This is a genomic window from Salegentibacter mishustinae (genome assembly GCF_002900095.1).
In the GTDB taxonomy this organism is placed as follows: domain Bacteria; phylum Bacteroidota; class Bacteroidia; order Flavobacteriales; family Flavobacteriaceae; genus Salegentibacter; species Salegentibacter mishustinae.
Window position 1 is genome coordinate 1,970,181 of record NZ_LLKN01000002.1, and the last position, 25,856, is coordinate 1,996,036.

The window sequence follows — 25,856 nt, forward strand, 5'->3', positions numbered from 1 at the left end:
AGCCCTTAATCTTCTTATTTGCCACCAACCGAAAAATTATATGAAATTCTATTATAATATTTTTCACCCGGCTTTAATACAGCCTCGGGGAAATTCCTGAAATTAGGTGCATCAGGAAAATTTTGAGCCTCTAAACAGATAGAAGGATATTCTTCAGCAATTTCGGTATGGTAGTTTAGGTCATCTGGAAGACTTTCTGGAGCGTAGGCTACCAATGCTTTTTGATTTGTTTTCACTTCCATTTTTATGCCCGTTAATGGAGCAAAAAGTCTCGCTGCAACTTCATCTTCCTCAGACTTTAGTACAAAGGTATCATCGAGGTTTCGATTACCAATCAATTTACTTTCACTAAAGTTTTTAGGATGCTTCTTCAGCTTTGTTAAATTTCCGGTAGGTAATAATTTTTCATCAACCTCCAGAATTTTTTCGGCTACAATTTTCAAAAAATGGTCGCTAATACTGCCACCACCATTTAGATTAAAATAAGTATGATTGGTAAGATTAATCACCGTTTTTTTATCGGTTTGTGCTGAATATTCTATTTGTATTTCATCATCCTCGGTAAGGGTATACTTTACTTCAACCTCAAGGTTTCCCGGATAATATTCTTCGTTATCTTTACTCAGGTAAGCTAGTGTTACAGATGGGTTGGGCCCGGTAGTCTCTTCTTTAATTTCCCATATTTTATACTGAAATCCTTCTTTTCCACCGTGCAAGTGCACATCATCTTTTTCAAAGAGCTTGTAGGTGGTTTCATCCAATTTAAATTCTCCTTTAGAAATCCTGCCTGCGTAACGGCCTACGGAGGCCCCAAAACCTTTGTTATGTTCCTTATATACCGAGGTTATAAAATCTTCTGCCCACGGGCTAACCACCACATTTACCGGATTTTCTCTTTTATCTTTAATCTTAAAGCTTAGCAAAGCCGCCCCGTAATTAAGAACCTCGAGTTCGCTACCTTTTTTATTTACAAGGCTTATGGTTTTTAGATCTTCTTTTTTTATAATATTCAAGTTCTCTCTTTTTAAATGTTTTCTTCTGAAACCCAGTTATCAACTTTTTCTTCCAGAATATTCAAAGGTACGGCTCCATCAAGAAGAATCACATCATGGAATTCCCTAATATCAAAATCCCCCCCCAATTCTTCCTTCGCGTTTTCTCTTAATTCCAGGATTTTATTCATTCCTATTTTGTAAGCCGTCGCCTGGCCGGGCATTACTATATGCCGTTCTACCATTTTTATACAATCACTTTCAGCGTTTGGAGTATTTTCCTTATAATAAGCAATTCCTTCCTCACGAGTCCATTTTTTAGCGTGAATTCCTGTATCTACCACCAGCCTGCAGGAACGCCAAAGTTCCATGGCTAGCCTTCCAAAATCTGAATATGGATCCTTATAATATCCTATTTCTTTTGGTAACAATTCGCTGTAAAGTCCCCAACCTTCTACGTAGGCGGTATAAAAACTAAATTTCCTAAACTGCGGAATTCCCTCTAATTCCTGGGCGATAGCAATTTGCATATGATGCCCCGGAATTCCTTCGTGGTATGCCAAGGCTTCCATTTGGTAAGTTGGCATTGCAGACATATCATATAAATTGGCGTAATACGTTCCGGGTCTTGAACCATCTTTTGCCGGCTGCTGATAAAATGCTTTCCCTGCATTTTTTTCTCTAAAAGGCTCTACCGCTTTTACTACTAATTCTGCCTCTGGTTTTGTTAGAAAAAGTTTATCCAGATCATCTTTCATTGTATTGATGATACTCCTGGCTTCTGTAAGGTATTTACTTCTCCCGGTAGAATCATTAGCATAATAGAACTGCTTGTCTTTGCGCATAAATTCGAAGAAATCCTGAAGGGTTCCTTTAAAACCAACCTTCTTTTTGATCTTTTCCATCTCAGCATGAATACGCGCAACTTCACTTAAACCAATCTCGTGAATTTGATTCGCCGAAAGATTAGTAGTGGTAGCTCTTTTTAAAGCATTCGCATAAAACTCTTCCCCTTTAGGAAACTTCCATGCCCCGGCATCGCTATTCGCACGTTTTTGCTGAGTTTCGAGAAACACAATTAAATTTTGATAGGCCGGCTTAACTTCTTCTGTAAGAGCAGTTTCGGCTTTTGAGATAAGTTCCTTCTTCTTTTTCTGAGAAATTTCTAAATCGTCTATTTTCGATTTAAAATCTTCCAGCAAGGCACTATTCTCTACAGATTTTCCAAAGGGTTTTCCCTTAATTACATTTCTGCTCGATTCCAGAACTCTATCAAACACAAATATTGGAGGCATAATGCCATTTTGTTCCCTTATTTTTAAATTCCCAATCACATCTTCCATCACCTTAGGTATTCCTTTTAACCTCGAAATATAGGCTTCTGCATCACTTATTGAATCTATGCGGTGCATGTTGATTAAAAAGGCTGGCAACTCGGCATGATAGCCAAACATTTGGTTTACCGGGTAATTGTAAAACCTAAAATCATAATCTTCTAATATATTTTCCTGCTTTTGGAGGTACAGATCATAACTTAATCGAGTTTCTTCATCCAGAGAGGAAGGATCTATTTTTTTTAGATCTCCCAGGCGTCTCTTGGCTTTATTGCGATCTTCAGCATACTTTAAATGAGAAAAATTGTCCCATTTGCCATAATTGGTTTTTTGCCCAAGACGGGTTTGCATCATAGGCGATTCTTCCACATCCTTTTGAAATTCTTCTTCAAAATACTCGTTCACTTCAGCCGAATGCTCCTTGATTTCTTCTTCGGAATAACTTTCACTTTGTTGATTACAGGAAAAAATAAATACCAGAAGACCTAAATAAAAGATTTTATGAATAAATCTGATGCGCATAAACTATTCTTTAATTACTGAAAATTCTATCGCAGAATCTCCAAAAACAGTGTGGGTTTGTTGCTGAAAATCTTCTTCCTCAGCTTTAAAAATATTAGGAACATAGGTTTGTGGATTCCTATCTATAAGTGGAAACCAGGTGCTTTGAACCTGAATTTGCAATTTATGACCTTTTTTAAAAGTATGGTTAATATCCTGAAGGGTAATATTTACCGAGGTTTTTTTATTAGGTTCAAATGGCTCGGGATTTTCGAAACTGTTTCTAAATCGGCCTCGCATCACTTCGCTACGCACCATCATATGGTAATTATCCATATCTAAATGCTCCATGGTTTCTTCATAATCTTCGGCATCTGGAGGGTAAACATCTATTACTTTTACTACCCAATCTGCAGCTGTTCCCGTAGTTGCTACATTTAAACGAGCTTCAATTTCTCCGGCTAGCTTCATATCTTCTTCCAAAACTTCCGTTTCAAAAACCAATACATCTGGTCTCCTGGCAGCAAAACGTTGGTCACCCGTCATATATTCCCTCGGAGTGAAAACTGCTTTAATTTCATTATTATACGAAACTGGTTTGGCAGGATCACTTACAAAGCTTTCCTCATTATCGGTAGCCTCATCGGTTAATTCCTGCTCATCTCCCAGGTAAAAAACCTTAGGCTCTGCTTCTTTTGGAGGCCAGGCTTCGTAAGAATTCCATTTTCTTGCACCGGTATCATAAACATAAGCTTCGGCAAGATCTAAATCACCTTCTCCGCCTTTCTTTAGAAAGTGATTAAAGAAAGTAGTTTCAACATTTCTCTGGTAATCTTCAGAAATATTATCTCCAAAATATACATTCCCTACGGCTTGTCTTTCGGTTTGTCTGGCCCAGTCACCGTGACTCCATGGTCCAAAAACCATTATATTATGGTTATCGCTGGTTTCTTCAATTTTTTTGTAGGTATTAAAAGGACCATAAAGATCTTCCGCATCAAACAATCCGCCCACCACCATTACGGCCGGTTTAATATCATCCAAATGCTGAATAATACCTCGAGACTGCCAAAATTCATCGTAATTAGGATGTTCTTTTAGCTGTTGCCAGAATATATTGTCTTCGCCATAATATTCATCCAGATTACTAAGAGGTCCCACATCTAAAAAGAATTGATATTGATCTTGTGTTCCAAGATCGGGTAAATCGTACCAGCTTTCTGTAGTGGGTCCGGTTTTGTCATATCCAAAAAGTGCTGTAGCTCTCCAGTAACTTAATAAATAAGCACCGTTGTGATGAAAATCGTCAAAAAAGAAATCGCCGATACCTGCTTGTGGTGAAGCAGCTTTTAAGGCCGGATGTGCATCTACCAGGGAAGCAACTGCATAATGACCTGGATAAGAAATACCCCAGGTTCCTACCCTACCATTATTGTTTTCTACATTATTAATAAGCCATTCAATGGTATCGTAGGTATCGCTCGACTCGTCGAATTCATCGTCTTTTTTATTAGGGATTATCGCCCGCATATTGTCATATTTCCCTTCACTCATCCAACGCCCACGAACATCCTGGTATACAACAATATTACCTTCTTTCATTAAATATTCGTTAGGTCCTATAAGCGAACGAAACTGATCTTCACCATAAGGCCTGGAGCTATATGGAGTTCGTTGCATAAGAATTGGATATTCTTTAGAAGTATCTTTTGGGGAATAAATAGTAGTGTGCAGCTTAGTGCCGTCGCGCATTGGGATATCTACTTCTGTTTTATCATAATGTTCTTTAACATCATATTCTTCCTGCGCAATAATTTGAACAGGTAAAAAACTCAAAAACAGAAAGATAACACTAAAACGGAATAATTTCATAGTTTAGGGAGATTTTAAGCCCCCTAAGATAGAAATTACACCGATAAACCTAAAAGAATTTTACTTGATAATCGAGTTTTAAATATCTCACGAATACTGACGTAATTTATTTCTCTGTTTCCTGAAACTTCGTAAGCCCCTCTTTTAACCAGTCCAGGTACTCTGAAGCCTTTGGGGTGTAACCCACCGGCTCATTAAGTAAATTCACCTGATTATCTAAAAGCACATAGAAAGGCTGTGAATTATTCTTAAAATTTAGGGTTTGGAAAGTAGCCCATTTATCCCCAATGGTTTTAATAGGTTTTATTCCGCCTTTTGGTTTCATATAATTGAATTGCGCTTCCTCCGGCAGTTCTTTCCTATCATCTACATAGAGGGAAATAAGTATATACTCTTCATTTAGCATCTCGAAAACCTCAGGTTCACTCCACACCTGTTCTTCCATTTTTCGACAATTAACACAAGCCCAACCTGTAAAATCGAGGATTATGGGTTTATTTTGTTCTCTTGCTGCTTCCAGACCTTTATCCCAGTCTTTATAAGCTTCAAGGCCTAATGGAGCTTCGGTGCCTTTCTCATAGATACTGTAAAATAATGGTGGTGGAAATCCACTAAGCAACTTAAGATTCGCCGCCGAAGTATTAGTTAAACCGGGAATTAAATAAAGTACAAAGAAGAAAGTAATAACGCCTGCGCCAAATCTGGCTTTACTAATTCTTTGTTTAGGACCATCGTGCGGAAAACGAATTTGACCAAATAAATAAGCCATAAGACCTAAACCAACCAGAATCCAAATTCCGAGGAAAATTTCACGTTTTAAAAGTCCCCAATGCTCCACAAGATCTGCGTTTGAAAGGAATTTAAAGGCCAGTCCTAATTCTATAAAACCTAAAGTGACTTTAACCGTATTTAGCCAACCTCCGCTTTTCGGTAAAGAATTAAGCCAGTTAGGAAATAAAGCGAAAAGCGCAAAAGGCAGTGCCAGAGCAAGACCAAAACCTCCCATTCCCATAGAAAGTTGCATCGCACCGCCATCGCTAGTAAGCGATCCACCAAGCAGTGATCCTAAAATAGGGCCGGTACAGGAAAAAGAAACTAGAGCCAAAGTAAGCGCCATAAAAAAGATACCTACAATACCACCTACACTTGAAGCTTTATCGTCCATCTTATTACTCCAGGAACTTGGCAAAGTGATCTCGTAATATCCAAAAAAGGAGAAAGCAAAAATGATAAAGATGACAAAGAAAATAATGTTCAGCGTTACATTGGTTGAAATATTATTGAGAATTTCAGGATTTACGCTGTCAAGCAGGTGAAAAGGTAAACTAAGTAAAAGATAAATAGCAAATATAAAAACACCATAAAGTATAGCATTCACCAGGCCTTTTTGCCGATTTTTAGCTCCTTTAGTAAAAAAGGAAACCGTTAGCGGAATCATTGGAAATACACAGGGAGTTAAGAGTGCGATTAAACCACCCACAAAACCTAGTAAGAAAATACTCAGGAAGTTATTGCCTTCTTTCTCTTCAGGCTCAAATTTTTCCATTCCTGAAACATTAATATTTAATGCTTCGGTAAGTTCTTTATCTTTTTCTGAAATTTCCAGGTCGGTAAAACCTTCGGTTATTTCATTGTCTTGAAGAGAAATATTAAAACGTTCGGTTTCCGGAGGCAAACATTTTTCATCATCACACACAGAGAAATAGATCTCAGCAATAATTCCAGGCTTACTTCCGGGTTGTACTTTAATTTGCTGGGTAAAAACTGCTTCGTCCTCAAAATAGGTAATATCGGCTTCAAAAACCTGATCATAGATAGGTTCTATATCTGGCTCTGTAGTTTCACCGATGAGCTCAAAATTTTCTTCAGCATTATTATAGGAGAAAGTCGTAGCGATAGGCGCAATATCAATATCTGCTTCTTTCTGCGAATATAAATGCCAGCCTTCTTCCAGGGTCGCCGTAAAAACCAGGTTAAATATGCTGTCGTTTTCCTTTTCTACAGAAGCTTCCCAGGTAATGGGGTCATCCATTTGGGAATCTTCGCTCCCGTCGTTAAAATATTGTGCCTGTAACTGGATAAATGGAATAAAAAATAAGAGCAGACTCGCCAGATATTTCATAAACTGAAAGTAATTTTTATTATTTTTTGATCAGATGAAGTTATCGAAAAACGCCTATCGGCCCGCTGATTGATCACCCAAACAATTTTTTCGCCAGAGCACAGCAACCAGCTGTTTTCTTTCTCGGGCAAAGATAATTTTTTGTCTTTAAAGAAGTCGCTTAACTTCTTTTTTCCTTTCATTCCAAAAGGATAAAAGATATCGCCTTGCTGCCATTTTCTAACTGTTAGTGGAAATTCCAGTTTTTCTGGGTTTATATAAATGCAGTTTGATCTTTTATCGTTTATTTCCTTTACTTCTGAAAATGAAAAAGTTCCCATAGGAAGCATCGCAAAATCTTCATTTTTGGCGATTTTATAGACTTTGTCTTCGGTTTTATCAATTTCTGTAAGCAATAAATAATCCCGATCTTTTATTAACCTGTGTGAGGTTGAAAAAACCATTTTCCCCGGTTGGGCATCTAATAAATGGTACACATCGTTCCATTCTGTAAAACCAAAAGACTTCAGCAATTGGTATAAAATTGCAGAACTATTGGGCACCTTTTTAAGGTAATTAATATCCAGGCTATAGCCGTACTCTGTTTTACCAATTATTTTTGGATAGAGTAAACTCAAATAATCCTCTATTAATTCTTCGTTTTCTTTTAAATGCGATTGGGTTTTTAGAAAAGTCTCTAAAAACTGCGGGTTTATTTCTTCTAAAACAGGCACGAGTTCGTGTCTTATTTTGTTCCGAAGATATTTTGTGGATGCATTGGTGCTATCTTCTCTCCACGAAATCTTATTTTCTTCGGCGTAAGCCAAAATTTCTTTTCGTGAAAAATTCAATAAAGGTCTTACAATGTAATTACTATCGGCATTTATCCCACTTAAGCCTTCCAAACCGGTGCCTCGTATGAGATTAATAAAAAAAGTCTCCAGGCTATCATTGGCGTGGTGCGCGGTTAAGATAAAATCAAATTGATGTTTTAGCCTTAGCTCTTCAAACCATTCATACCTAAGATCGCGTGCTGCCATTTGAATAGACATACTATTATCTTTAGCGTATTGCTCGGTATCAAAATTTTCTATAAAAAGCTCAACATTTAGTTTTTTTGCAAGGGCGGCAACAAAATCCTCATCGGCGTCACTTTCTTCATCCCTAAGGTTAAAATTACAGTGCGCCAAAGTAAAATCCAGTTTAGCTATTTTGCATAAATGTGCCAGCACTACACTGTCTACACCACCACTTACCGCAAGTAAAATTTTACTGTTAGAGAGGTAAGGAAACTGCGATTTGATCTCGTTTTTGAAAGCTTTTTCCATAGAAAACCAAAGATACGAAAAGCCTCTCCTAAATCATCCCCTAAAGGGAGGACTTTAAAACACCTTTTTGGCTAAGACTATTTGAAGCTCTTGAAAAATTTATTCTCTTTCGTTAAGGAAAGGGCTGGATGAGCTATTTTTTAAAGCCTGTCGCATTGCGGCTGCCTTTAGCAGGCATTCTTCATATTCTTTCTCTGGTTTCGAAGCGGCAGTAATCGCCCCACCTACCGAAAAAGACACATATTTTTTAACCGAATTATATAAAATACTGCGTATAACCACGTTAAAATCGAAATCGCCGTTTGGAGTAAAATAACCCACGGCGCCACTGTAGAGTCCGCGTTTTGTTTCTTCCAGTTCTTCGATAATTTTCATTGCTGAAATCTTTGGCGCACCCGTCATACTTCCCATAGGAAATGTGGCTCGCAATGCTTCTACCGGTGGAATGCCGTCATCAAGTTCAGCAGAAACGGTAGAAATCATTTGATGTACTTGTTTAAAGGAATAAACCTTGCAGAGTTCATCTACATTTACACTCGCTTTTTTCGCAATTTTAGAAAGATCGTTTCGCACCAGGTCTACGATCATCACGTTTTCCGATTGTTCTTTTGGATCATTAGATAGCTCCTCTGCAATTTCGATATCTTCTTCCGGATTTTGTGACCGTCTTGCAGTTCCCTTTATAGGCTGGGAAATTAATTTTGATCCTGATTTCTTTAAATAACGCTCTGGGGAAGCCGAAAGCAAATAATGTTCTTCCAGTTTGAGAAAAGTTGCAAATGGCGGGCCGGAGAGTTCGTTAAGATCCTGAAAAACTTTAAAAGGCTCAATCTCTCTATTTTCAGCAAAAAATTCCAGACAGAAATTTGCTTCATAAATATCGCCGCGCTGAATATAAGCGAGCATCTTTTCAACTTTTTGAAGATACTCCTCTTTAGATATTCGGGCTTGTATTTTTGATTCTGAGTTTTCAGTTTCCGGTTGCCTGATCTCAACTTTGTTTATTGGCAGATTTGAAATCTCGGTAAAATCTTCTTCAATTTCATCATCCAGCATTCTTAGATATCGCACTTCCAACTGGTCCCCTTTCAGTAGAAATAATTTTTGAGGCTGAAAAAAATAGAGATCCGGGAAATCCAATCCGTCGTATTTTTTAGAAGAAAGTCTTTCTACATCATTTTTAAGATCGTAAGACAGGTAACCGAAAATCCAGTCTTTGGTAGTTTGCTGATATTCCTGAAGCTTTGCAAAAGCCTGGTGAGAATCTGTTTTTATCGCGGTAAATGCACCCGCGGCAAGCAAAGCATCAAATTCGCCGTAATCCTGATGATAATTATTACTGTCTAGCCAGGCAATTTCTTCAAATTGCTTACTCCATTGCAAGAGTTGCTGTTTGAATTTTAATGGCTCTTTTAAAGTATACGTAGTTTTTGTGCGCACCTCGCTTATAATTTGGAGCCCAAAGGTAAAAACAATTTGACGTAGCGCCTATTTTAATTCTTCCACAATTTATCTCGAAAACTCTTTAAATCGGGATTTGCGAAATTTGGAAAAATTAGGTTGAAATCGTTCTTGTATTTCTGAGAAAAAAATCTTAATTATACAACATGCGCTTTTCTGCGCCATTTTATGATTAAGATCCAAATATTACCAATGTTTACAGATACTGAAAAACTTACTTTAGCCGATATAGAAAACCTTGATTTCACTACTGTTATCTGGGTAGTGGCCCCGCTTATGTTCTTTTTTGTTTTACTTGAATTTCTAATTGGAAGAAAAAAGTATAAAAATCTTTATTCGGGAAAAGATTTCCTGGCCTCTACAGCTATCGGGATTGGTAATTTAATCCTGAACGGGTTCATGAAAATAGGAGTATTTATGGTGTTCCTTTTCTTTTTTAATCTGGCGCCGTTTAAAATCCCACATACCTGGTGGTCTTATGTTTTATGTTTAATTTTATTGGATTTTAGCAGGTATTGGGCACATAGGTTTGCTCACGAACAACGTTTCTGGTGGTCAACACACGTGGTCCATCACTCCTCTGAACATTATAATTTATCAACTTCTTTTAGATTGTCCTGGACGCAGAATTTGAAGATCATCTTCTTTTTACCGGTAGTATTGTTGGGCTTTCACCCTTTGGTGTTCTTTATTGTGCATCAACTTGAGGTACTTTATCAATTCTGGATTCATACCGAATTGATAAAAAAATTACCAAAACCAATCGAATATATCTTTACTACGCCCTCGCATCACCGGGTACACCATTCGGTAAATGAAAGATATCTGGATAAAAATTATGGTTCTACGTTTATATTCTGGGATCGTATTTTTGGAACCTTCCAGGAAGAAGACGAAAAACCCCGTTATGGAATTACCAAACCGGTGAACTCTTACAATCCTTTTTTCCTTGTTTTCCACGAATGGATTGAAGTAGGCAAGGATATCTGGAAAGCTAAATCCTTGAAAGAAGCCTGGCTTATTTTATTCGGAAGCCCCGTAGATAAGCATAAAGCAGATATGGGAATTACTGGAAAAACCGAAACCGAATTAAGCAATTTAGGGAAGGCCAACGAAGAGTTTAGCCCTAAAGTAAAAAAAGCAAATTAATTTGATTGGCCGGATTCCAGTTGATGAGAAAAAGTAGTTAATACATCTTCTATCCCCATATCCAGTACTTCGTTTAGCACTTTCCCGTCCCTAAAATTATCATTAAAAGAAGGCAAACTGAAGCTTTCTATGATCGCGCCGCCAAATCTTGGTAAAATTCCCTTGGTATATTCTAAAGCTGATGCGGCACCACGCTTGCCGGGAGAAGTACTGATCAATAAAATCTTTTTCCCCTCAAGGAAATTACGGTCTAATCGCGAAAGCCAGTCGATTATATTTTTAAAGTAAGCTGAAACATTGCCATTATGCTCATTTACCGCAATTATTAAGGCCTCGTGTTCGTGGATGACCTTGTTAATTATTTTAGCGCTTACAGGAATACCCCTTTCCTTTTCCCTATCGACGCTATAAATAGGCAACTCATACTGGGTAAAATCCTGAACTTTCACTTCGTGCCCCTGTATGCGACTGGCCACGTGCGTTAATAGCTGAAAATTAATGGAAGTACTACTGTTGGAGCCAGCAAAGGCAAGGATTTTTTTCATCTAAACGATTTTTATCAAAAATACCGAAATAAATGAAATGATGTTGGAATGAAAGGTTTATTGAACAAAGTGTTTTCTATTTGTTTTACACTTTCTGTTTTCTACCTATTAAAAAATAAAGAATAGGTCCTAAAAGAGGCACTATTATTATACTGACAAACCAAATCAGCTTATTATTCTTTTCAAATTTGTTTCTAAGAATATCTACTAAAGATATAAGAAAGAGAACCGTATGCAACAGGATTATTGTTTGCCAAACCACAATGCTACTTTCTATTGCCGTTATTTCCATATTAATACTTATTTAAACTCAAATATAGCAAAAAAGAAATAGCACTTTTGAATTTCTAGTTATCAATAATATATAATACATATTTAATTTTATAAACGCTCATAAAATTTTAAACACCTACAATCCAATAATTTAGCTTAATTAATCCAACTAATTAATTTAAAATTGCCAGGAGCAATTTTAAATTAGAGTTTCACTAACTTTGCCAGTTCATAAAAACTTCATTTAGTGACTTTTCAGGATTTAAATATTACCACTCCCCTGCGCAATGCGCTGGAAGATATTGGCATTAACACGCCCACGCCCATTCAAGAAGAATCGTTTTCTACAATTATGTCTGGGAAAGATATGGTGGGAATCGCGCAAACCGGTACTGGGAAAACCTTTGCCTATATGCTTCCAATATTAAGAATGCTTAAATATTCGGAACAGAAAAATCCACGAGTATTGGTTTTGGTACCTACACGGGAACTTGTGGTACAGGTAGTTGAAGAAATTAAAAAATTAACCGCTTATATGAATGTTCGTATCGCCGGTATTTATGGAGGCGTAAATATGAACACGCAGCATCAATCTCTTTTACAGGGCCAGGATATTGTGGTAGCAACTCCGGGAAGATTGTACGATCTCGTGCTTAGGCGAGCGCTTCAATTAAAATCTATTCAGAAATTAGTAATAGATGAAGTAGATGTGATGTTAGACCTGGGCTTTAAATTTCAGATCAATAATATCTTTGAACTGCTTCCGCAGAACCGACAGAACATCATGTTTTCTGCTACAATCACTGAAAATGTTGAAAATCTAATAGAGGCTAATTTCAAAAGTCCGCAAACTATTTCTGTAGCTGCTAGCGGAACGCCACTTGATAATATTAAACAAACCGGTTATAAAATCCCAAACTTCTATACCAAAGTAAATTTGCTAAGGCATATTTTAGCCGATAAAGAAACCTACTCCAAGGTGTTGATCTTTGTGGCTTATAAAAGAATGGCCGACCGACTTTACACAGAATTAGAACAGTATTTCCAGGATGAATGCACAGTGATTCACTCCAATAAAACTCAAAATTATCGTTTGCGCAGTATCAAACAATTTGGCAGCGGATTTTGCCGAATATTAGTTGCAACCGATGTTATGGCGCGAGGTCTTGATATTGAATCGGTAAGCCACGTGATTAATTTTGATACGCCAAAATATCCTGAAAATTATATGCACCGAATTGGCCGTACCGGAAGGGCCGAAAAAGAAGGGAATTCAATATTAATGACTACGGAAGCTGAAATGGAATCGCTGGAGAAAATTGAAGCTTTGATGAAAATGCAAGTTCCACAGGAAGAATTACCTGCTGAGATAGAAATTTCTTCAGAATTGATTCCGGAAGAACAACCTAAGGTTTTTGAAATCAATAATCCTGGAAAGAATAAAGAAGAAAACGCTCCCGGCCCTGCTTTTCACGAGAAAAAAGAAAAAAACAGGAAAGAGAATCTTGGCGGATCTTACCGAAGAGAAATAGCCAAAAAGTATAAAAAGCCAAAAACTCGCGGGGATAAAAATGCGAACAGAAGAAAGAAAAAATAATTATTGAAATGCACGAATTACAGAACGAATCCTTAAGTATAAAAGTAAATCCCGTTGGCGCAGAATTATCCAGCCTTAAAAATCTGGAAACCGGAATTGAACATTTATGGCAGGGAAACCCAGAATTTTGGGCAAGCCAGGCGCCTAATTTGTTTCCGGTAATTGGTGTTTTGAAAGAGGGAAAGTTCATTTTTGAAAATAAAGAATACCAAATGCCTAAACACGGTTTTGTTAGGCATAACGAGAATATTCGATTAAAAGAGAAAACAGTTAATAAATTAGTTTTTCAACTGGATTATTCAGCTGAAACCCTGGAAATCTATCCTTTTAAATTCCGCTTTGAAATTTCTTTTCAGCTAAATAAAAAATCGCTCACTGTACATCATCACATTTTTAATTTAGATGATAAGCCTTTATATTTCTCCTTAGGTGGGCATCCAGCCTTTAATGCTCCTATAAGTGAAAATGAAGTTTACGAGGATTATCACCTTGAGTTTGATAGAAAGATGGATCTAAGAACTTACATTTTAAATGAAAACGGACTGGTTAGCGATACTACTGAAGGTATATTAGACAACGAAGATAAAATCAGACTACATAAAGAGCTTTTCGCCAAAGACGCATTAATTTTCAAGAATATTCCGTCTAAAAAAGTGGTACTAAAAAGTAGAAACTCAGGTAGCATTTTAAGCGTGGAATATAAAGATTTTAAAAACCTGGGAATTTGGGCCAAGCCGGGAGCGCCTTACGTATGTATTGAACCCTGGCTGGGAATTGCCGATGTTGAAGGCACCGATCAAAACCTAAAAACCAAAGAAGGAATTGAAACACTGGCAGCAGGAAAAGATTTTCAGGCGGCCTATTCAATTGATATCTCGTAAAAAGAGAAAATCCCGCTAATTAGCGGGATTTTTATTTAAAACATTTATTAAGTTCTGTTCTTTTTCTTAGCGGCTTTCGCAGCGCGCTTTTCTTTTAAGCTCAAAACTGGCTCTTTTCTAGCCGAGTTTTTTGAGGGTGATTTTTCTTTTGCCATAATCTCTGATTATTTAAAATTAACCTGATAAAGATAGTAAAAGAAAGCATTCAAAATTCATTTTTCATAGCTACAGATTATACTTTTTTATTGAATAAAAATCCTGTCTTTGAAACTAATTACCTGGTTAAGTAGCAAGTAAAAAATTGTGAATATCTATCTCTTGTTTTGTCCTCGAGACTCGTTTTAAATCCTATTTTTGACTCCCTAAAAAATAAAGATATGAGCGTAACTTGGTTTGAATGTAAGGTGAAATACAAAAAAACACACGAAACAGGCGAGCAGAAAATGACTACAGATACCTACCTACTTGATGCAGTATCTTTCACAGAGGCCGAAGCAAGAATTACTGAGGAAATGACGGCTTATACCAGTGAAGACTTTAGAATTATGAATATAAAAGTTGCGAATTTCTCTGAAGTTCATCCTTTTGAGAATTCCGATCGTTGGTTTAAATCAAAAGTTTCTCTGGTGGCTATGGATCAAGAAAGCGGAAAGGAGAAAAAGACAAATATCTACTTGCTTGTTCAGGCCAACGACGTAAAAGAGGCTTTTGAAAATACTACCACGGCAATGGAAGAAACTATGGGAGATTATAATATTCCCTCTATTACTGAATCTCCAATTTTGGATGTTTTCCCTTATTTTACCGGTGAGGAAGAACAATTAGAAAAATTTAATGTTCTTGATTCAGATGAAACTCAAAAGGAAGAAGTTTCAGAAGAAACAGAAGTCCAGGAAGTTTAAGAACTTAAAATTATTTCATTTTAATACCATAGAAGGGTTTGACTTTAACGTTGAACCCTTTTTTGTTTGCCATAAATAACTCCAAAAGCAATACGGTTTTATGCTTAAAGACCGGGAATAGGGCAGAATTGAAAAACTTAATGTAGAAAAAATCCCCAGTTTTTTTTCTGAAGCTTCTAATATAAGTCTCTTTACAAGCATTTTAATTAGTTGGTACGTGGATTGTTAAGCAACTCACAGGTCTTAAAAGAATAACCTGCTTTTGAGATCAAATTAAAAATAGACTTAAAAATGAAAAATAATATAGCTTCAAATCAATCAGTTTCTTCTGCTGAAAAATCTTCTATTAACAATCAAAAGAATAAGTCCAGGGATTTAAGGGGAATCATGGTACGTGCCAGTAGCCTGGCTTTACTTTTTGGTGCTGCATATCTCGTATATGTTTTGCAGGGTGATTTTAACCGCTATAATCTTAATGACATGGATTCAACCTGGGAATTAGCATTTTTAGCAGTTACTGGTTCTTTACTTCTATTCAGAGCCGGATTCTTCTTCTATAACCTTTACCTCTACCTTAGATATAAGCCAATTAATTCGGTAAGCAATGAAGAACTACCAACCTGTACGGTAATAGTTCCAGCTTACAATGAAGGAAAACAGGTTTGGGCAACCCTTAAAAGCCTGGCTAAAAGTGATTATCCCAGTCATAAAATACAACTTCTGGCCATAGATGATGGAAGTAAAGATGACACCTGGGATTGGATGCTAAAGGCTAAAAAGGAGCTTGGCGATCAATTGAGCATCTACCAGCAACCAGAAAACAAAGGAAAAAGACATGCGCTTTACCGCGGATTCAATTTGAGTACCGGAGAAGTTCTTGTGACCGTAGATAGTGATTCTGAGGTTACTAAAGACACCCTGCGTAACCTTGTAAGTCCTTTTGTAGTTAACGAAAAATGCGGTGCCGTAGCAGGAAATATTCGTGTACTAAACAATGAGAAAAAGGCTATGCTACCTAAGATGCTGGATGTTAGCTTTGTACTTAGTTTCGAATTTATTCGTTCTGCAGAAAGTAGCCTGGAATCGGTACTTTGTACCCCTGGTGCGCTTGCAGCTTACAGGAAAAAAGCTGTCTTTGGCTGCCTGGAAGAATGGATTAACCAAACCTTTATGGGCAAGGCTTCCGATATCGGAGAAGATCGTGCAATGACTAATATGATCCTTAAACAGGGTTATCACGTACTCTTTCAAAGAAATGCCTTCGCTTATACTAACGTACCCGAAAAATACACCGGACTCTATAAAATGTTTATTAGGTGGGGAAGAAGTAACGTTCGTGAGAATATTGCGATGGCCAAATACGTTTTCACAGATTTCAGGGAAAGCTCTAAAGCCGGATCTCGACTTCTGTTCATCAATCAGGTATTAAAATTAGTGATGAGTTATCCAACAATCTTGATGATGCTTTTCTTCATCTCTATGGATCCAATTTTATTCTTAAGTTCAACCTTATTCAGTATTCTGATATGGTCCAGTTTTCCGGTACTTTTCTATGCGAAGCGATATAATTTATCGGAATCTTTTTGGGCGTATTCCTATAGTATCCTTTATACCTTTGGGTTATTTTGGATCACTCCATACGCCATTGCCACTGCAAGCAAAAGAGGATGGCTTACCCGTGGATAATCATAGAAGATTTATATTAAAATAGAAAAAGGGAAGTTTTTAGCTTCCCTTTTTTATTGTATGTAAAAAGATAAATTCCGAAAAACGAATACTGAATTTCTATTTTCCAGGAAATATCTTAAAATCTCAAACATGATTTTTTATGCTTCTTCCGATTTTTTAATCTGATCAATTTGCTTTAAAACCTCATTTGCTTCATACATTTTTTCATCACTTTTACTACGATTAGTAGTGGAGAGTTGATGAGCTTCTTCCAGAAGTTTTTTGTATTTCAATTCCAGTTTTTCAACTTCTGACTTTTTCTTGAATAATCCGAACATTTTCTTTTTCATATAAATATATGACAAACATAGCTTTACATCGATAAACTATCGTTAATTAACCATTGTTCTATTTATCTGGACACTAGAAAAATTTTAAAATTATATGATATTTTTTCGCACTGCGAAGATGAAGGTTTCCTAATAAATTTAGCTTTATTTTTGATTATCACTTTAGCAGAATTCCCCTAACAGCTAACTCTTGTTAGTTTTGTTTAATGCTGAAAAATTTGAACTCATAAAAGATAAATTTTATGTTTTGTTTTTCTTAAAACTTCTTTTAGGCCTTAATATCTTTCTATATTTATTTTTTTAAAAAAGAGAAACAATAAGCCTTTATGCAGATAATTAATGCCCATCAAAATAATCTCAAAAATATTGATTTAAGTATTCCTGAAAATCAATTGATTGTAGTAACGGGTCTATCGGGCTCTGGGAAATCATCCCTGGCAATGGGTGTTATCGCCAATGAAGGTTACCGTTATTTTTTAGAGAGTCTCCCTGCTTACAACCAACAAAACAGTCAGTTAATCCCTACTGCTGAAGTAGATGATATAAAAAACCTTCCGCCGGTAATTAAGGTGGAACAATCTAAACGCTTCCAGTCTATTAATACTACTTTTGGAACGCTCTCTGAGCTTGCTTCTGTATTCAGAATTTTATTTGCCCGCTATTCGGCTGCTGAAACTATGAGCAAGTCGCTGTTTTCTTTTAATCACCCTAGAGGAGCCTGCGAGGTATGTCGTGGAATTGGAGAAGCGGAATATATTGACCTTGACAAATTAGTGGGAGATGAAAATAAGACGCTTAGAGAAGGTGCCATTACCACTACCCTGCCCAATGGCTATATCGTCTATTCCCAGATAACCGTAGAGGAATTAAATAAAGTGTGTGAGGCGCACGGTTTTAATGTAGATATACCCTGGAAGGAACTCACAGCAGAGCAACGAGACGTGGTTTTAAACGGAAGTAATCGCCTCAAAGTATTTTTTGGAAAGCACGGTCTGGAGTCCAGGCTTAGATGGAAAGGAATTAAAGCCAAGCCTCGTGAAGAAGGATACTATAAAGGAATGCTTCCTATTATGCAGGATATTTTAAGGCGAGATAGAAATCCCAATATCTTAAAATTTGCCAGTTCCAAAATTTGCCCAAGCTGTAAAGGTGCGCGTATTAAAGCAGAACATTTAAAATATAAATGGAAAGGACTCAATTTTCAAGACTGGATGGAGCTTTCCTTAAGCGAATTATATGCAAAACTGAAGTCTCAGCAATTCACAGCCGGGGAACAAGTTTTGGTAGATAAGATCTGCACTCAATTATATGACCTGATTAGGCTTGGTATGGAAGAATACCGGCTAAGCACGCCCAGTATGGATATTTCCTCTGGCGATGGGCAAAGAATCAAACTGATTAACCAGGTAAATAGTAAGCTGCAAGGTATTTTATATGTATTCGATGAACCTTCCATCGGTTTGTCTAAAGATTATCAAAAATATTTGCTCCATATTCTAAACCGACTCATTCGCCGGGGAAATACGGTTATGGTGGTGGAGCACGACTTGGATTTTATAAAGTCGGCAGATTGGATAGTAGAATTAGGCCCGGAAGCAGGGATACACGGAGGCGAAGTGGTTTTTAACGGCCCCATCAATAATTTTCTAAAGTCAAAAGACTTACGCAGTCCAACTTTAGCGGCATTAAAGGAAGCAGGGTATAACAAAACACCTAAAAACCAACCTAAAAAGGTTTCGGCTGATTCTTTTCAACCCGGCAAAATGAAGCTGACAGCGGTGAGCCGCAAAACTCCTCGAATTATTGAAAGCATCAGCCAGTTTTGCAAAAAAGAAGATCTAAATCTTCTTACCGTAAACGATCAACCTATAGGTAAAACACCCCGAAGCAATCCGGCTACTTATACAGGCTTAGCAGATAAAATAAGGGATCTACTCGCAAAAACTCCTGAAGCGAAAACTTTGAATTTATCTAAAGGAGCCTTTTCATTTAATAACAAAACCGGTAGATGTGAAGCCTGTGAAGGGGCCGGCGTGATCACCCTCTCCATGAGTGCACTTGGCAGTATCAACCAGGTTTGTCCTACCTGTAATGGCAAACGTTTTAAGCCGGAAGTACTCCGTGTTCATTGGAATGAAAAGAATATTGCAGATCTCTATAATCTAAGTATTGAAGAAGCGTATGATTTCTTTTCCGAAGAAAAGAAAATCAAAGAAATTCTGTCTTTAATGCTGCAATTAGGACTAGGCTATATCAAACTGGGACAGCCTTCCAACACCTTATCGGGTGGAGAAGCGCAGCGTATTAAACTCACTAAACATTTCGCCAAAAAATCAAAAAAAACGCTCTTACTACTTGAAGAACCCAGTATAGGATTGCATCAACAAAATGTGAGTCAGTTGCTGGATGCATTGCACCAACTCAAGCAACAAACCGCGGGCATTATCTGTTTTGAAAACCATTCACTTTTTCAATCTCAATGTGATGCCATAGTGGACAATGCGCTAGAAGTTCAACCTATTGAAGTAAAAGAAGAGCCCGTACAGCAAAGAGATAAAATTTCCATTCAGGGTGCGCGTACGCATTCTCTAAAAGATCTCAACTTAGACCTGCCCAAGCATCAATTGACGGTAGTCACTGGAATTTCCGGCTCCGGGAAATCTTCATTGGTAATTGATACATTGCACGGTTTCGGGCTACAGGAAATGACCAAACAGTTTTCAAGTTATCAGCAATCTAGAGTAGGTGTAAATTTTCAGTTCGATGTTAATCATATTGAAGGGCTTACCCCTACTATTTGCATTACCCGAAAGCAAAAGAACTATTCTCAGCGTTCAGATATTGCAAAACAAACGGGAATTGATAAAATTTTGCGCTTTGCTTTTTCCAGAAAGGCGCAGTACGAAGGACAGGAATTATCGGCCAGTCATTTTTCAAACAATCACGAATTAGGAAAATGTGCGGTTTGTGAAGGCCTTGGTCAGGAACTACTTCCAGATCTCAACAAACTTGTATTAGATGAAAATAAAAGCATTGCTAACGGACTTTTTGCACATAATAAAGTAATAGGATATTACGGCGACCCGGCAGGAAAGCATATGGCGATCTTAAAAAAAGTTGGTGAAGAACATGGATTCACTTTGGAAACCCCTTTTAAAGAGCTGAACAATTCTCAAAAAGAAATTTTGCTGAACGGAGCAGGTGAAAAAGTATGGAAAACCAATTGGCTTTATAAAACTAAGACGAGGGAAGGTACCCAAGCCTTAAGTATGAAGTGGGAAGGGATTTACCACTATTTACAAGACGAATATTTCAAGACCCGGAAAAATAAAAATATAAGTCAGCTAACGGCGCTTTTTTCTCATAGAGAATGTAGCCATTGTAAGGGAAGTGGATTGAAGCCGGAACGATTGGTTTTTAAAATAGCGGAAAAATCTATTCACGAAATTAAATCAATGGATTTTAAAGCGCTTGAGCAGTGGCTAACAAAAAAAGCTACCAAGAAAGATGTAGATGGAAAACTACTTGCAAAGCTTGAACCCCATTTAATTAATACTATTCTTAGAGCGAAGCAACTACACATTGATTACCTGCAACTAAATCGAAAATCGCCAACACTTTCAGGTGGAGAAAATCAAAGGGTAGAGCTTATCAAACAATTAAACAGCCCGCTTAAAGGCATCACCTATTTGCTAGATGAACCTTCAGCTGGCTTATCAAATGATAATATTCCGGACTTGATTCAAATCCTTAAAGAGCTTATTGAAAAAGGAAATACTGTTGCGGTCATTGAACACAACAAGGCCATTATACATGAGGCTGACCATATAGTACAGATTGGTCCCAAGGCCGGAAACTTGGGCGGTTATATCACCTACGAAGGCAGCACTGAAGGTTTATTGCAACAAACCGATTGCCATCCATTTTTGAAAGCTCCTACCCAAGCGGTAAAACTTAAAGAAGGTAAACAACACATTACAATTAGTAAGCTAGCCAGGCATACTTTGGTAAGAGATTCATTATCCCTGCCTATTGGCGGCATTACTGCACTAACAGGAAAATCTGGTATTGGGAAAACCACTCTTGTGAAAGACATACTCATTCCCAGCATTGAGACCGGACAGCCGGTGAATTGTAAGAGTATAAATTTTCCAAAAAATTATGCAGGCGTGCATTATTTTGAGCCGAAAAAACTAAATACTCACGCGGCTACTCTATTGATTTCCTATCTGGATATTTTAAAGGACGTTAGCAAAATATTTGCTACTGAAACCGGTTTAAAAGCTAAAGACTTCTCCTATAAAACTAAGAGCAGTCAGTGCCAAAACTGTAAAGGAAAAGGCTATGTGGAGACCAGTCTTGATGTTGCAGCGAATGCCATTGAAAAATGTGAAGTATGTAAAGGGCAGCGCTATAAGGCGCATATTTTGGCTCATTCGGTTGAAAAGAAAAATATAGCAGAAGTACTTGCCCTAAATATTATAGAATTAAAAGAATGGCTGAATAGGCTTACTGTAAATCCTAAAACCCAGGAATTCCTGGATCGGTTAGAGGAAATCGGGTTGGCGCATCTTAGATTAGACCAGCCGGTGCAATCTCTTTCTTCGGGGGAGAAACAACGACTATTGTTGTTAAATTGGCTGAAAGACAAAGCTAAAGATGTGCTTTATATTTTAGATGAACCCAGCACAGGACTTCATTATGCCGATATAGATCTTTTATATGCTATACTCAAAAAACTGGGCAAAGCCAATGATATTCTCATTATTGATCATAACCCATATTTGCTGGATAAGGTTGGAGTTGGCGTAGTTTTGGAATAAATTTTTTAATTAAGAAAGATTTTCATGCTGGTCTTTTAATTCTTCCAATTATGGCCAGCATTGCTCCTACTCCACCTGAAGCACCATACCAGAAATCGTACGCGTCGGTTTTCAAATAATATCTAGATACAAAGGTAAAAATTAGCATCGCGATTCCTATTATTCTAATTTTATTCATCGAATTTAAAGTTTGGTTTTGATTTAGTTAATTTTCGGTTTCATTTCTGACCGATTATCGTAAGAATCATAGCTACAATAATTAAGATATTTGAAATAATATTCATTATCGAAACTTTCTCGGGTTTATTAAAATTCAGATGAAAAATATTCCATATTAAGAGGCCTATGCCAGCAAACAAAACAATATAAGCTAAAACCTTTATTACCATACTTCTACCTTAATTTCTATTTTGCTTCTTATTTACTGATTTTCAAACCACCGGTTAATAGCAAACCAATTCCAAGTCCTACCAGTGTAGCTGCAGCCATCCTTACTATCTCCCATTCCATAAAAAGGAATACAATAATTCCAATTACGAATATTACTAAACCAATGATCCTTACTTTATTCATAGTTTCTTTTCTGATAAAAATTTATCTGCTATATCTGATTGAGCTTTAGATAATGGTTTCGGCCGAAGCTTATTGGGAAAAGTATATATATTAATACACATGTTGAAAATGTGATCATTATAACATCAGGGATCTCAAAATAGGTGGATAAAATAAGTAGACTTATTTGGATTATAATTAAAAACGGCAGAATCCACTTATTTTTACTAAAACCAGTTAATTCAATTTTTGTATTCTCATTCTCTTTAATTTCAAAATCATTCACCTGGCTCCCGCACCAGTCAATTTTGGCTTTAAGTTTATAATTGCCCGGTTTCAGGTCAAATTCCTTCGATTCGCCATTTTTTATTGCACCGATTTTCTTCCCATCAAGATATAATCCGATGGCTCTTGCTCGATTAGCCCATTCAGACCTTCTATTTACTATTAATTTGCTCATGGATAATTTTAAGTACTTTAATTTAATAAAGTTTCTAATTTTTCTTTTAAGTCAATAAAAGTTTTACCTTCTTTAGAAGCCGAGGCAAATCGCCCAATAATTTTCCCATTTGGATCTATTAAAATATATGCCGGTATGGGTTTAATGTCAAATTGATATCCTATTGATTCCTTAGAATCGATGTTATTGAAACCTACGAATGTGTGATCCCAATTATTTAGATCATACTTTTTTACACCTTTTTTCCAGTCATCTTCAGTTTCATCAAAAGATACAAATAGTACTTCCAGGCCCTTATCAGAATATTCATTAATGAGTAACTTTACTTCTGGAAATTTCGCAATACAGGGTTTACACCAGTCTGCCCAGAAATCAATAAGTAAGTATTTGCCCTTAAAAGAATCAAGTGATAATTTATTTCCTGAAATATCAACTACATTAAAATCTGGAGCAGCATCATCTACCTTTACAATCATCTTTTTCAAAAAACTATGAATTTTTTTACCATCAAGTGATTGTTTATTATTAGCTGAAAACGAGCTGAAAATATTCTGTACAGAATCTATAGGAATACTTCTTTGATAGAAATTAAGAAAATATGGACTTAAGCTGGATTCCGGGTTTTCTATGGCGTAATTCAATTCTATCTTTTGAATTTTTTCATTCCCTGCAATGAGTAAATCATTTGAGTTTGCTGATTTATTATTAGAAACACTATCGAGTTTCAGGCGTATCGGTTTCGTTTTACTTTTAACTTTCTCGAATTCTTTTTGCGAGTTTGATCCTACTATTTTAATTTCTTTAAAATTATCTTCTTCTACCTGTACCTCTATATTTCCCGGTTCAATAAAGAAATACCCAAGATTAGGATCCTCCATTCCTCCAGATTGTATATTGCCAGTTAGAAGAACTTTCTGTACTCCTTCTAAATTCCCACTAGCTTGAAATTTATTATTTTCTATTTCCAAAGTGTCACTTATATGTTTCCCATCAATATCAATATATCTTAAAACAAGTTCGTCAGTGTTTTGACCTGAAAATTCGCCATTTAGCTTGAAATTTTGAGAAAAACTGATTATTGGAATAAGAAGAAATAGAATTAAATTGGATGCTTTCATAAGATTTGGATTTTGTAGGTTTTAAAAAGACTTTACAATTTACATCACCTATAACTTGGGATGAAGCCCGATATGAAATGAATTTAATAAAAAAAGCTTATAAAACTTAAAATCACAGGTCAAAAAATTATTTATATTAAGCGATTAACGTTAAAAAAATTGATAAACAACAACAACGACTTTTAGGTTTAGGCTTTTCAATCCCGTTTCCTAAAATTCATTTTCCTCGTTACCTAAAGCTATTTTATCTAAACTTCTTGCATTCTCCATAATTTCTAAAGGATAATCGTATAACTCTAAGATCTTTATAGCATTTCCGCTCTTTGGTTTTCCAGGTTTTATTTTATGATCAAAAAATAAGCGTTCATTTTCTATAGTTTCAGAAAAATGATAGAGATCGAAATTTCTATTTCTTAGCAGATCTGTAAGTTCAAGATCGTGGGTAGAAACCATCACTATATTTTTTTTCTTATTTAAATAGGAAAGGATAGATTTTCCGGCGGCAATTCTTTGAACCGTATTTGTGCCTTTAAAAAGTTCATCTAAAATAAAAAGACAATTATCTTCTTTTCTAGAGATATCGATCAATTCTTTAATGCGAACAACTTCCTCTAAATAATAACTTGTATTAGTTAGTAAATCATCTGAAAATCTAATAGAAGAAAAAATTTTGAAAAAAGGAGCTTCAAATTTTGATGCAAAAGAGATATTTAAAGTCTGGCCAACTAATGCATTAATACTAAAAGTCCTAATAAATGTAGTTTTGCCAGACATATTAGAGCCGGTTAGAAGTAAACTGCTATTATCTAACATTAAATCGTTGGGAACGCATTGCTCTATCAGTGGATGATAAATCCCTTTTGCGTTAACTCGCTTTTCGTCTAAAAATTTAGGTTTACAGGAAATAATATCATCTGCTCGCAACGATGCACAGGATATAGCCGAATCAATTTCACCAATAAAGATGAAAAGTTTTTTAATTTCAGCTCTATTATTTTTTAAGCTTTTCTGAAAATTATAAAAAAGAATAGGTTCTAAATTGAAAGTTATTTTAATCATTTCTGATATAAACCAGAAGAAAAGCGTGTACTCATTATCCAACTTTTTCTCCCATTCAATAAATCTGATCTTTGATAAAATAGGCTTTGCACTCTTTAAAAAATCCAGGTCTGGAAAAAATGAACTGATTTCTTTTGATGTACTTAGGTTTTTGGCCACAATATAACTAGCAGCCAACTGCGAAACTCCATTTAAGTAATACTGAACAGAGGATTTATTTTTATAATGAAATACAAGATTGATAAAGAAGATTGGGACCAGAGCTAAAAACCAGGTGGGATCAAAAAAGCCTAATATAATAGACATTAGTGCACCGGTTGATAGAAAATAGAATAGCCAGATATTCCCCGGTTTTTCTGACTCTGTAGAGCGAAAAATTTCCTCTAAAAAATATCCTTTATCAGATGCAATTTTCGAAAGTTCAAGCTGGGTTTGAATTCTAAGTTTCATATTCGAACTAAAAATTCCAGTCAGTTCTTCAAATTGCTTTAATTCAGAAATTGGTTTTATTGTTCTTAATTTGTAGTAAAGATATTGCTGGCCAATTTTAGAGGTTGTTCTATCAATAAATTTAAAAACCTCATTTAGGTCTAAATCATTCCAGGTGTTGTCAGATATTTTCTGATGAACTTTCTCAGAAGATCCATGATTTTCAAAAAACCTATTAATCAACTCAAAATTGAAATAAGATTCTGTCTTAGGTTTTCCCCAATTTTCTTTTAAAGTTTGTCTTGTGATTTTAGTTTTTCGCTTTTTAATTTGAATATCAACAAGATAAACTACAATTAAAACTAAGACCAGACCTAAAATCCAATTCATATAAGTTTCTTATTCTTCATTATTGATTTAGGGTAACTTGTTATACAATCCATTCAATACTTTTTCAGAAT

At 36.2% G+C, this 25,856-nt stretch carries 20 protein-coding genes; 6 read left to right on the forward strand and 14 right to left on the reverse strand.

Annotation, left to right across the window (positions count from 1 at the left end):
* Positions 1-14: 14 nt before the first annotated feature.
* The 6 genes from APB85_RS11755 to pabB form a co-directional block, all read right to left on the reverse strand.
* Positions 15-1,013, reverse strand: a complete 999-nt coding sequence (locus APB85_RS11755; protein WP_057481529.1) for an aldose epimerase family protein — start codon at positions 1,011-1,013, stop codon at positions 15-17.
* 11 nt (positions 1,014-1,024) lie between these two features.
* Positions 1,025-2,848 carry a DUF885 domain-containing protein gene (locus APB85_RS11760; protein ID WP_057481528.1) on the reverse strand — a complete coding sequence of 608 codons (1,824 nt, stop codon included), beginning with the start codon at positions 2,846-2,848 and terminating at the stop codon, positions 1,025-1,027.
* Positions 2,849-2,851: 3 nt separating this feature from the next.
* Positions 2,852-4,699: a CocE/NonD family hydrolase gene (locus APB85_RS11765; protein WP_057481527.1), complete on the reverse strand. Its 1,848-nt coding sequence runs from the start codon at positions 4,697-4,699 to the stop codon at positions 2,852-2,854.
* Positions 4,700-4,805: 106 nt separating this feature from the next.
* Positions 4,806-6,821, reverse strand: a complete 2,016-nt coding sequence (locus tag APB85_RS11770; RefSeq protein ID WP_057481526.1) for a protein-disulfide reductase DsbD family protein — start codon at positions 6,819-6,821, stop codon at positions 4,806-4,808.
* Positions 6,818-8,128 (reverse strand): tRNA lysidine(34) synthetase TilS, encoded by a 1,311-nt coding sequence (gene tilS, locus APB85_RS11775; protein ID WP_057481525.1) that lies wholly within the window; start codon positions 8,126-8,128, stop codon positions 6,818-6,820. The genes APB85_RS11770 and tilS overlap by 4 nt, the downstream gene beginning before the upstream one ends.
* 99 nt (positions 8,129-8,227) lie before the next feature.
* Positions 8,228-9,568 carry an aminodeoxychorismate synthase component I gene (gene pabB / locus APB85_RS11780; protein WP_057481524.1) on the reverse strand — a complete coding sequence of 447 codons (1,341 nt, stop codon included), beginning with the start codon at positions 9,566-9,568 and terminating at the stop codon, positions 8,228-8,230.
* A 213-nt stretch (positions 9,569-9,781) separates the two neighbouring features.
* Here pabB and APB85_RS11785 point away from each other — a divergent pair, with 213 nt between their 5' ends.
* The gene (locus APB85_RS11785; RefSeq protein ID WP_057481523.1) at positions 9,782-10,738 is read left to right on the forward strand and encodes a sterol desaturase family protein; all 957 of its coding nucleotides are present in this window, start codon (positions 9,782-9,784) and stop codon (positions 10,736-10,738) included.
* Here the strand turns inward: APB85_RS11785 and APB85_RS11790 are convergent.
* Complete coding sequence (locus tag APB85_RS11790; RefSeq protein ID WP_057481522.1) at positions 10,735-11,283, reverse strand: NADPH-dependent FMN reductase; 549 nt, start codon at positions 11,281-11,283, stop codon at positions 10,735-10,737. The two genes, APB85_RS11785 and APB85_RS11790, sit on opposite strands and share 4 nt — an antisense overlap.
* Before the next feature lie 85 nt (positions 11,284-11,368).
* Positions 11,369-11,575: a PLD nuclease N-terminal domain-containing protein gene (locus APB85_RS11795; protein WP_057481521.1), complete on the reverse strand. Its 207-nt coding sequence runs from the start codon at positions 11,573-11,575 to the stop codon at positions 11,369-11,371.
* A gap of 228 nt (positions 11,576-11,803) precedes the next feature.
* Between APB85_RS11795 and APB85_RS11800 the strand changes: the two genes are divergently transcribed.
* The 4 genes from APB85_RS11800 to APB85_RS11815 all read left to right on the forward strand — a co-directional run bounded on the left by APB85_RS11800 (position 11,804) and on the right by APB85_RS11815 (position 16,622).
* Complete coding sequence (locus APB85_RS11800; protein ID WP_057481520.1) at positions 11,804-13,153, forward strand: DEAD/DEAH box helicase; 1,350 nt, start codon at positions 11,804-11,806, stop codon at positions 13,151-13,153.
* A gap of 8 nt (positions 13,154-13,161) precedes the next feature.
* A complete protein-coding gene (locus APB85_RS11805; protein WP_057481519.1) occupies positions 13,162-14,034 on the forward strand; it encodes an aldose 1-epimerase family protein in 873 nt (290 codons plus the stop codon).
* A gap of 377 nt (positions 14,035-14,411) precedes the next feature.
* Positions 14,412-14,936 (forward strand): DUF4494 domain-containing protein, encoded by a 525-nt coding sequence (locus tag APB85_RS11810; RefSeq protein ID WP_057481518.1) that lies wholly within the window; start codon positions 14,412-14,414, stop codon positions 14,934-14,936.
* A gap of 291 nt (positions 14,937-15,227) precedes the next feature.
* On the forward strand, positions 15,228-16,622 hold the full coding sequence (locus APB85_RS11815) for a glycosyltransferase (protein WP_057481517.1): 1,395 nt from the start codon (positions 15,228-15,230) through the stop codon (positions 16,620-16,622).
* A 140-nt stretch (positions 16,623-16,762) separates the two neighbouring features.
* On the opposite strand, the gene APB85_RS11820 is transcribed toward APB85_RS11815, so the two are convergent.
* Positions 16,763-16,942, reverse strand: coding sequence for a Lacal_2735 family protein (locus APB85_RS11820; RefSeq protein ID WP_057481847.1), 180 nt, complete (start codon positions 16,940-16,942; stop codon positions 16,763-16,765).
* A 338-nt stretch (positions 16,943-17,280) separates the two neighbouring features.
* On the opposite strand from APB85_RS11820, the gene APB85_RS11825 reads away from it, so the two are divergent.
* Positions 17,281-21,777 carry an excinuclease ABC subunit UvrA gene (locus APB85_RS11825; RefSeq protein ID WP_057481516.1) on the forward strand — a complete coding sequence of 1,499 codons (4,497 nt, stop codon included), beginning with the start codon at positions 17,281-17,283 and terminating at the stop codon, positions 21,775-21,777.
* 22 nt (positions 21,778-21,799) lie between these two features.
* Here the strand turns inward: APB85_RS11825 and APB85_RS17350 are convergent, their stop codons facing one another.
* From APB85_RS17350 to APB85_RS11840, 5 genes are all read right to left on the reverse strand, one after another.
* On the reverse strand, positions 21,800-21,955 hold the full coding sequence (locus tag APB85_RS17350) for a hypothetical protein (RefSeq protein WP_160319243.1): 156 nt from the start codon (positions 21,953-21,955) through the stop codon (positions 21,800-21,802).
* A gap of 239 nt (positions 21,956-22,194) precedes the next feature.
* Complete coding sequence (locus tag APB85_RS17355; RefSeq protein WP_160319242.1) at positions 22,195-22,350, reverse strand: hypothetical protein; 156 nt, start codon at positions 22,348-22,350, stop codon at positions 22,195-22,197.
* Between the two features lie 28 nt (positions 22,351-22,378).
* A complete protein-coding gene (locus APB85_RS11830; protein ID WP_057481515.1) occupies positions 22,379-22,789 on the reverse strand; it encodes a hypothetical protein in 411 nt (136 codons plus the stop codon).
* Between the two features lie 17 nt (positions 22,790-22,806).
* Positions 22,807-23,907 (reverse strand): redoxin domain-containing protein, encoded by a 1,101-nt coding sequence (locus APB85_RS11835; protein WP_057481514.1) that lies wholly within the window; start codon positions 23,905-23,907, stop codon positions 22,807-22,809.
* Positions 23,908-24,117: 210 nt separating this feature from the next.
* Positions 24,118-25,785, reverse strand: coding sequence for a MutS-related protein (locus tag APB85_RS11840; RefSeq protein ID WP_057481513.1), 1,668 nt, complete (start codon positions 25,783-25,785; stop codon positions 24,118-24,120).
* Positions 25,786-25,856 lie beyond the last annotated feature (71 nt).

What these genes read in the sequence shown, in the direction of transcription:
- APB85_RS11760 (WP_057481528.1), bottom strand. Translation starts at nt 2,848, where the DNA reads ATGCGCATCAGATTTATTCATAAAATCTTTTATTTAGGTCTTCTGGTA.
- APB85_RS11765 (WP_057481527.1), bottom strand. Translation starts at nt 4,699, where the DNA reads ATGAAATTATTCCGTTTTAGTGTTATCTTTCTGTTTTTGAGTTTTTTA.
- APB85_RS11770 (WP_057481526.1), bottom strand. Translation starts at nt 6,821, where the DNA reads ATGAAATATCTGGCGAGTCTGCTCTTATTTTTTATTCCATTTATCCAG.
- tilS (WP_057481525.1), bottom strand. Translation starts at nt 8,128, where the DNA reads ATGGAAAAAGCTTTCAAAAACGAGATCAAATCGCAGTTTCCTTACCTC.
- APB85_RS11785 (WP_057481523.1), top strand. Translation starts at nt 9,782, where the DNA reads ATGTTTACAGATACTGAAAAACTTACTTTAGCCGATATAGAAAACCTT.
- APB85_RS11790 (WP_057481522.1), bottom strand. Translation starts at nt 11,283, where the DNA reads ATGAAAAAAATCCTTGCCTTTGCTGGCTCCAACAGTAGTACTTCCATT.
- APB85_RS11795 (WP_057481521.1), bottom strand. Translation starts at nt 11,575, where the DNA reads ATGGAAATAACGGCAATAGAAAGTAGCATTGTGGTTTGGCAAACAATA.
- APB85_RS11805 (WP_057481519.1), top strand. Translation starts at nt 13,162, where the DNA reads ATGCACGAATTACAGAACGAATCCTTAAGTATAAAAGTAAATCCCGTT.
- APB85_RS11810 (WP_057481518.1), top strand. Translation starts at nt 14,412, where the DNA reads ATGAGCGTAACTTGGTTTGAATGTAAGGTGAAATACAAAAAAACACAC.
- APB85_RS11815 (WP_057481517.1), top strand. Translation starts at nt 15,228, where the DNA reads ATGAAAAATAATATAGCTTCAAATCAATCAGTTTCTTCTGCTGAAAAA.
- APB85_RS11820 (WP_057481847.1), bottom strand. Translation starts at nt 16,942, where the DNA reads ATGTTCGGATTATTCAAGAAAAAGTCAGAAGTTGAAAAACTGGAATTG.
- APB85_RS11825 (WP_057481516.1), top strand. Translation starts at nt 17,281, where the DNA reads ATGCAGATAATTAATGCCCATCAAAATAATCTCAAAAATATTGATTTA.
- APB85_RS17350 (WP_160319243.1), bottom strand. Translation starts at nt 21,955, where the DNA reads ATGAATAAAATTAGAATAATAGGAATCGCGATGCTAATTTTTACCTTT.
- APB85_RS17355 (WP_160319242.1), bottom strand. Translation starts at nt 22,350, where the DNA reads ATGAATAAAGTAAGGATCATTGGTTTAGTAATATTCGTAATTGGAATT.
- APB85_RS11830 (WP_057481515.1), bottom strand. Translation starts at nt 22,789, where the DNA reads ATGAGCAAATTAATAGTAAATAGAAGGTCTGAATGGGCTAATCGAGCA.
- APB85_RS11835 (WP_057481514.1), bottom strand. Translation starts at nt 23,907, where the DNA reads ATGAAAGCATCCAATTTAATTCTATTTCTTCTTATTCCAATAATCAGT.
- APB85_RS11840 (WP_057481513.1), bottom strand. Translation starts at nt 25,785, where the DNA reads ATGAATTGGATTTTAGGTCTGGTCTTAGTTTTAATTGTAGTTTATCTT.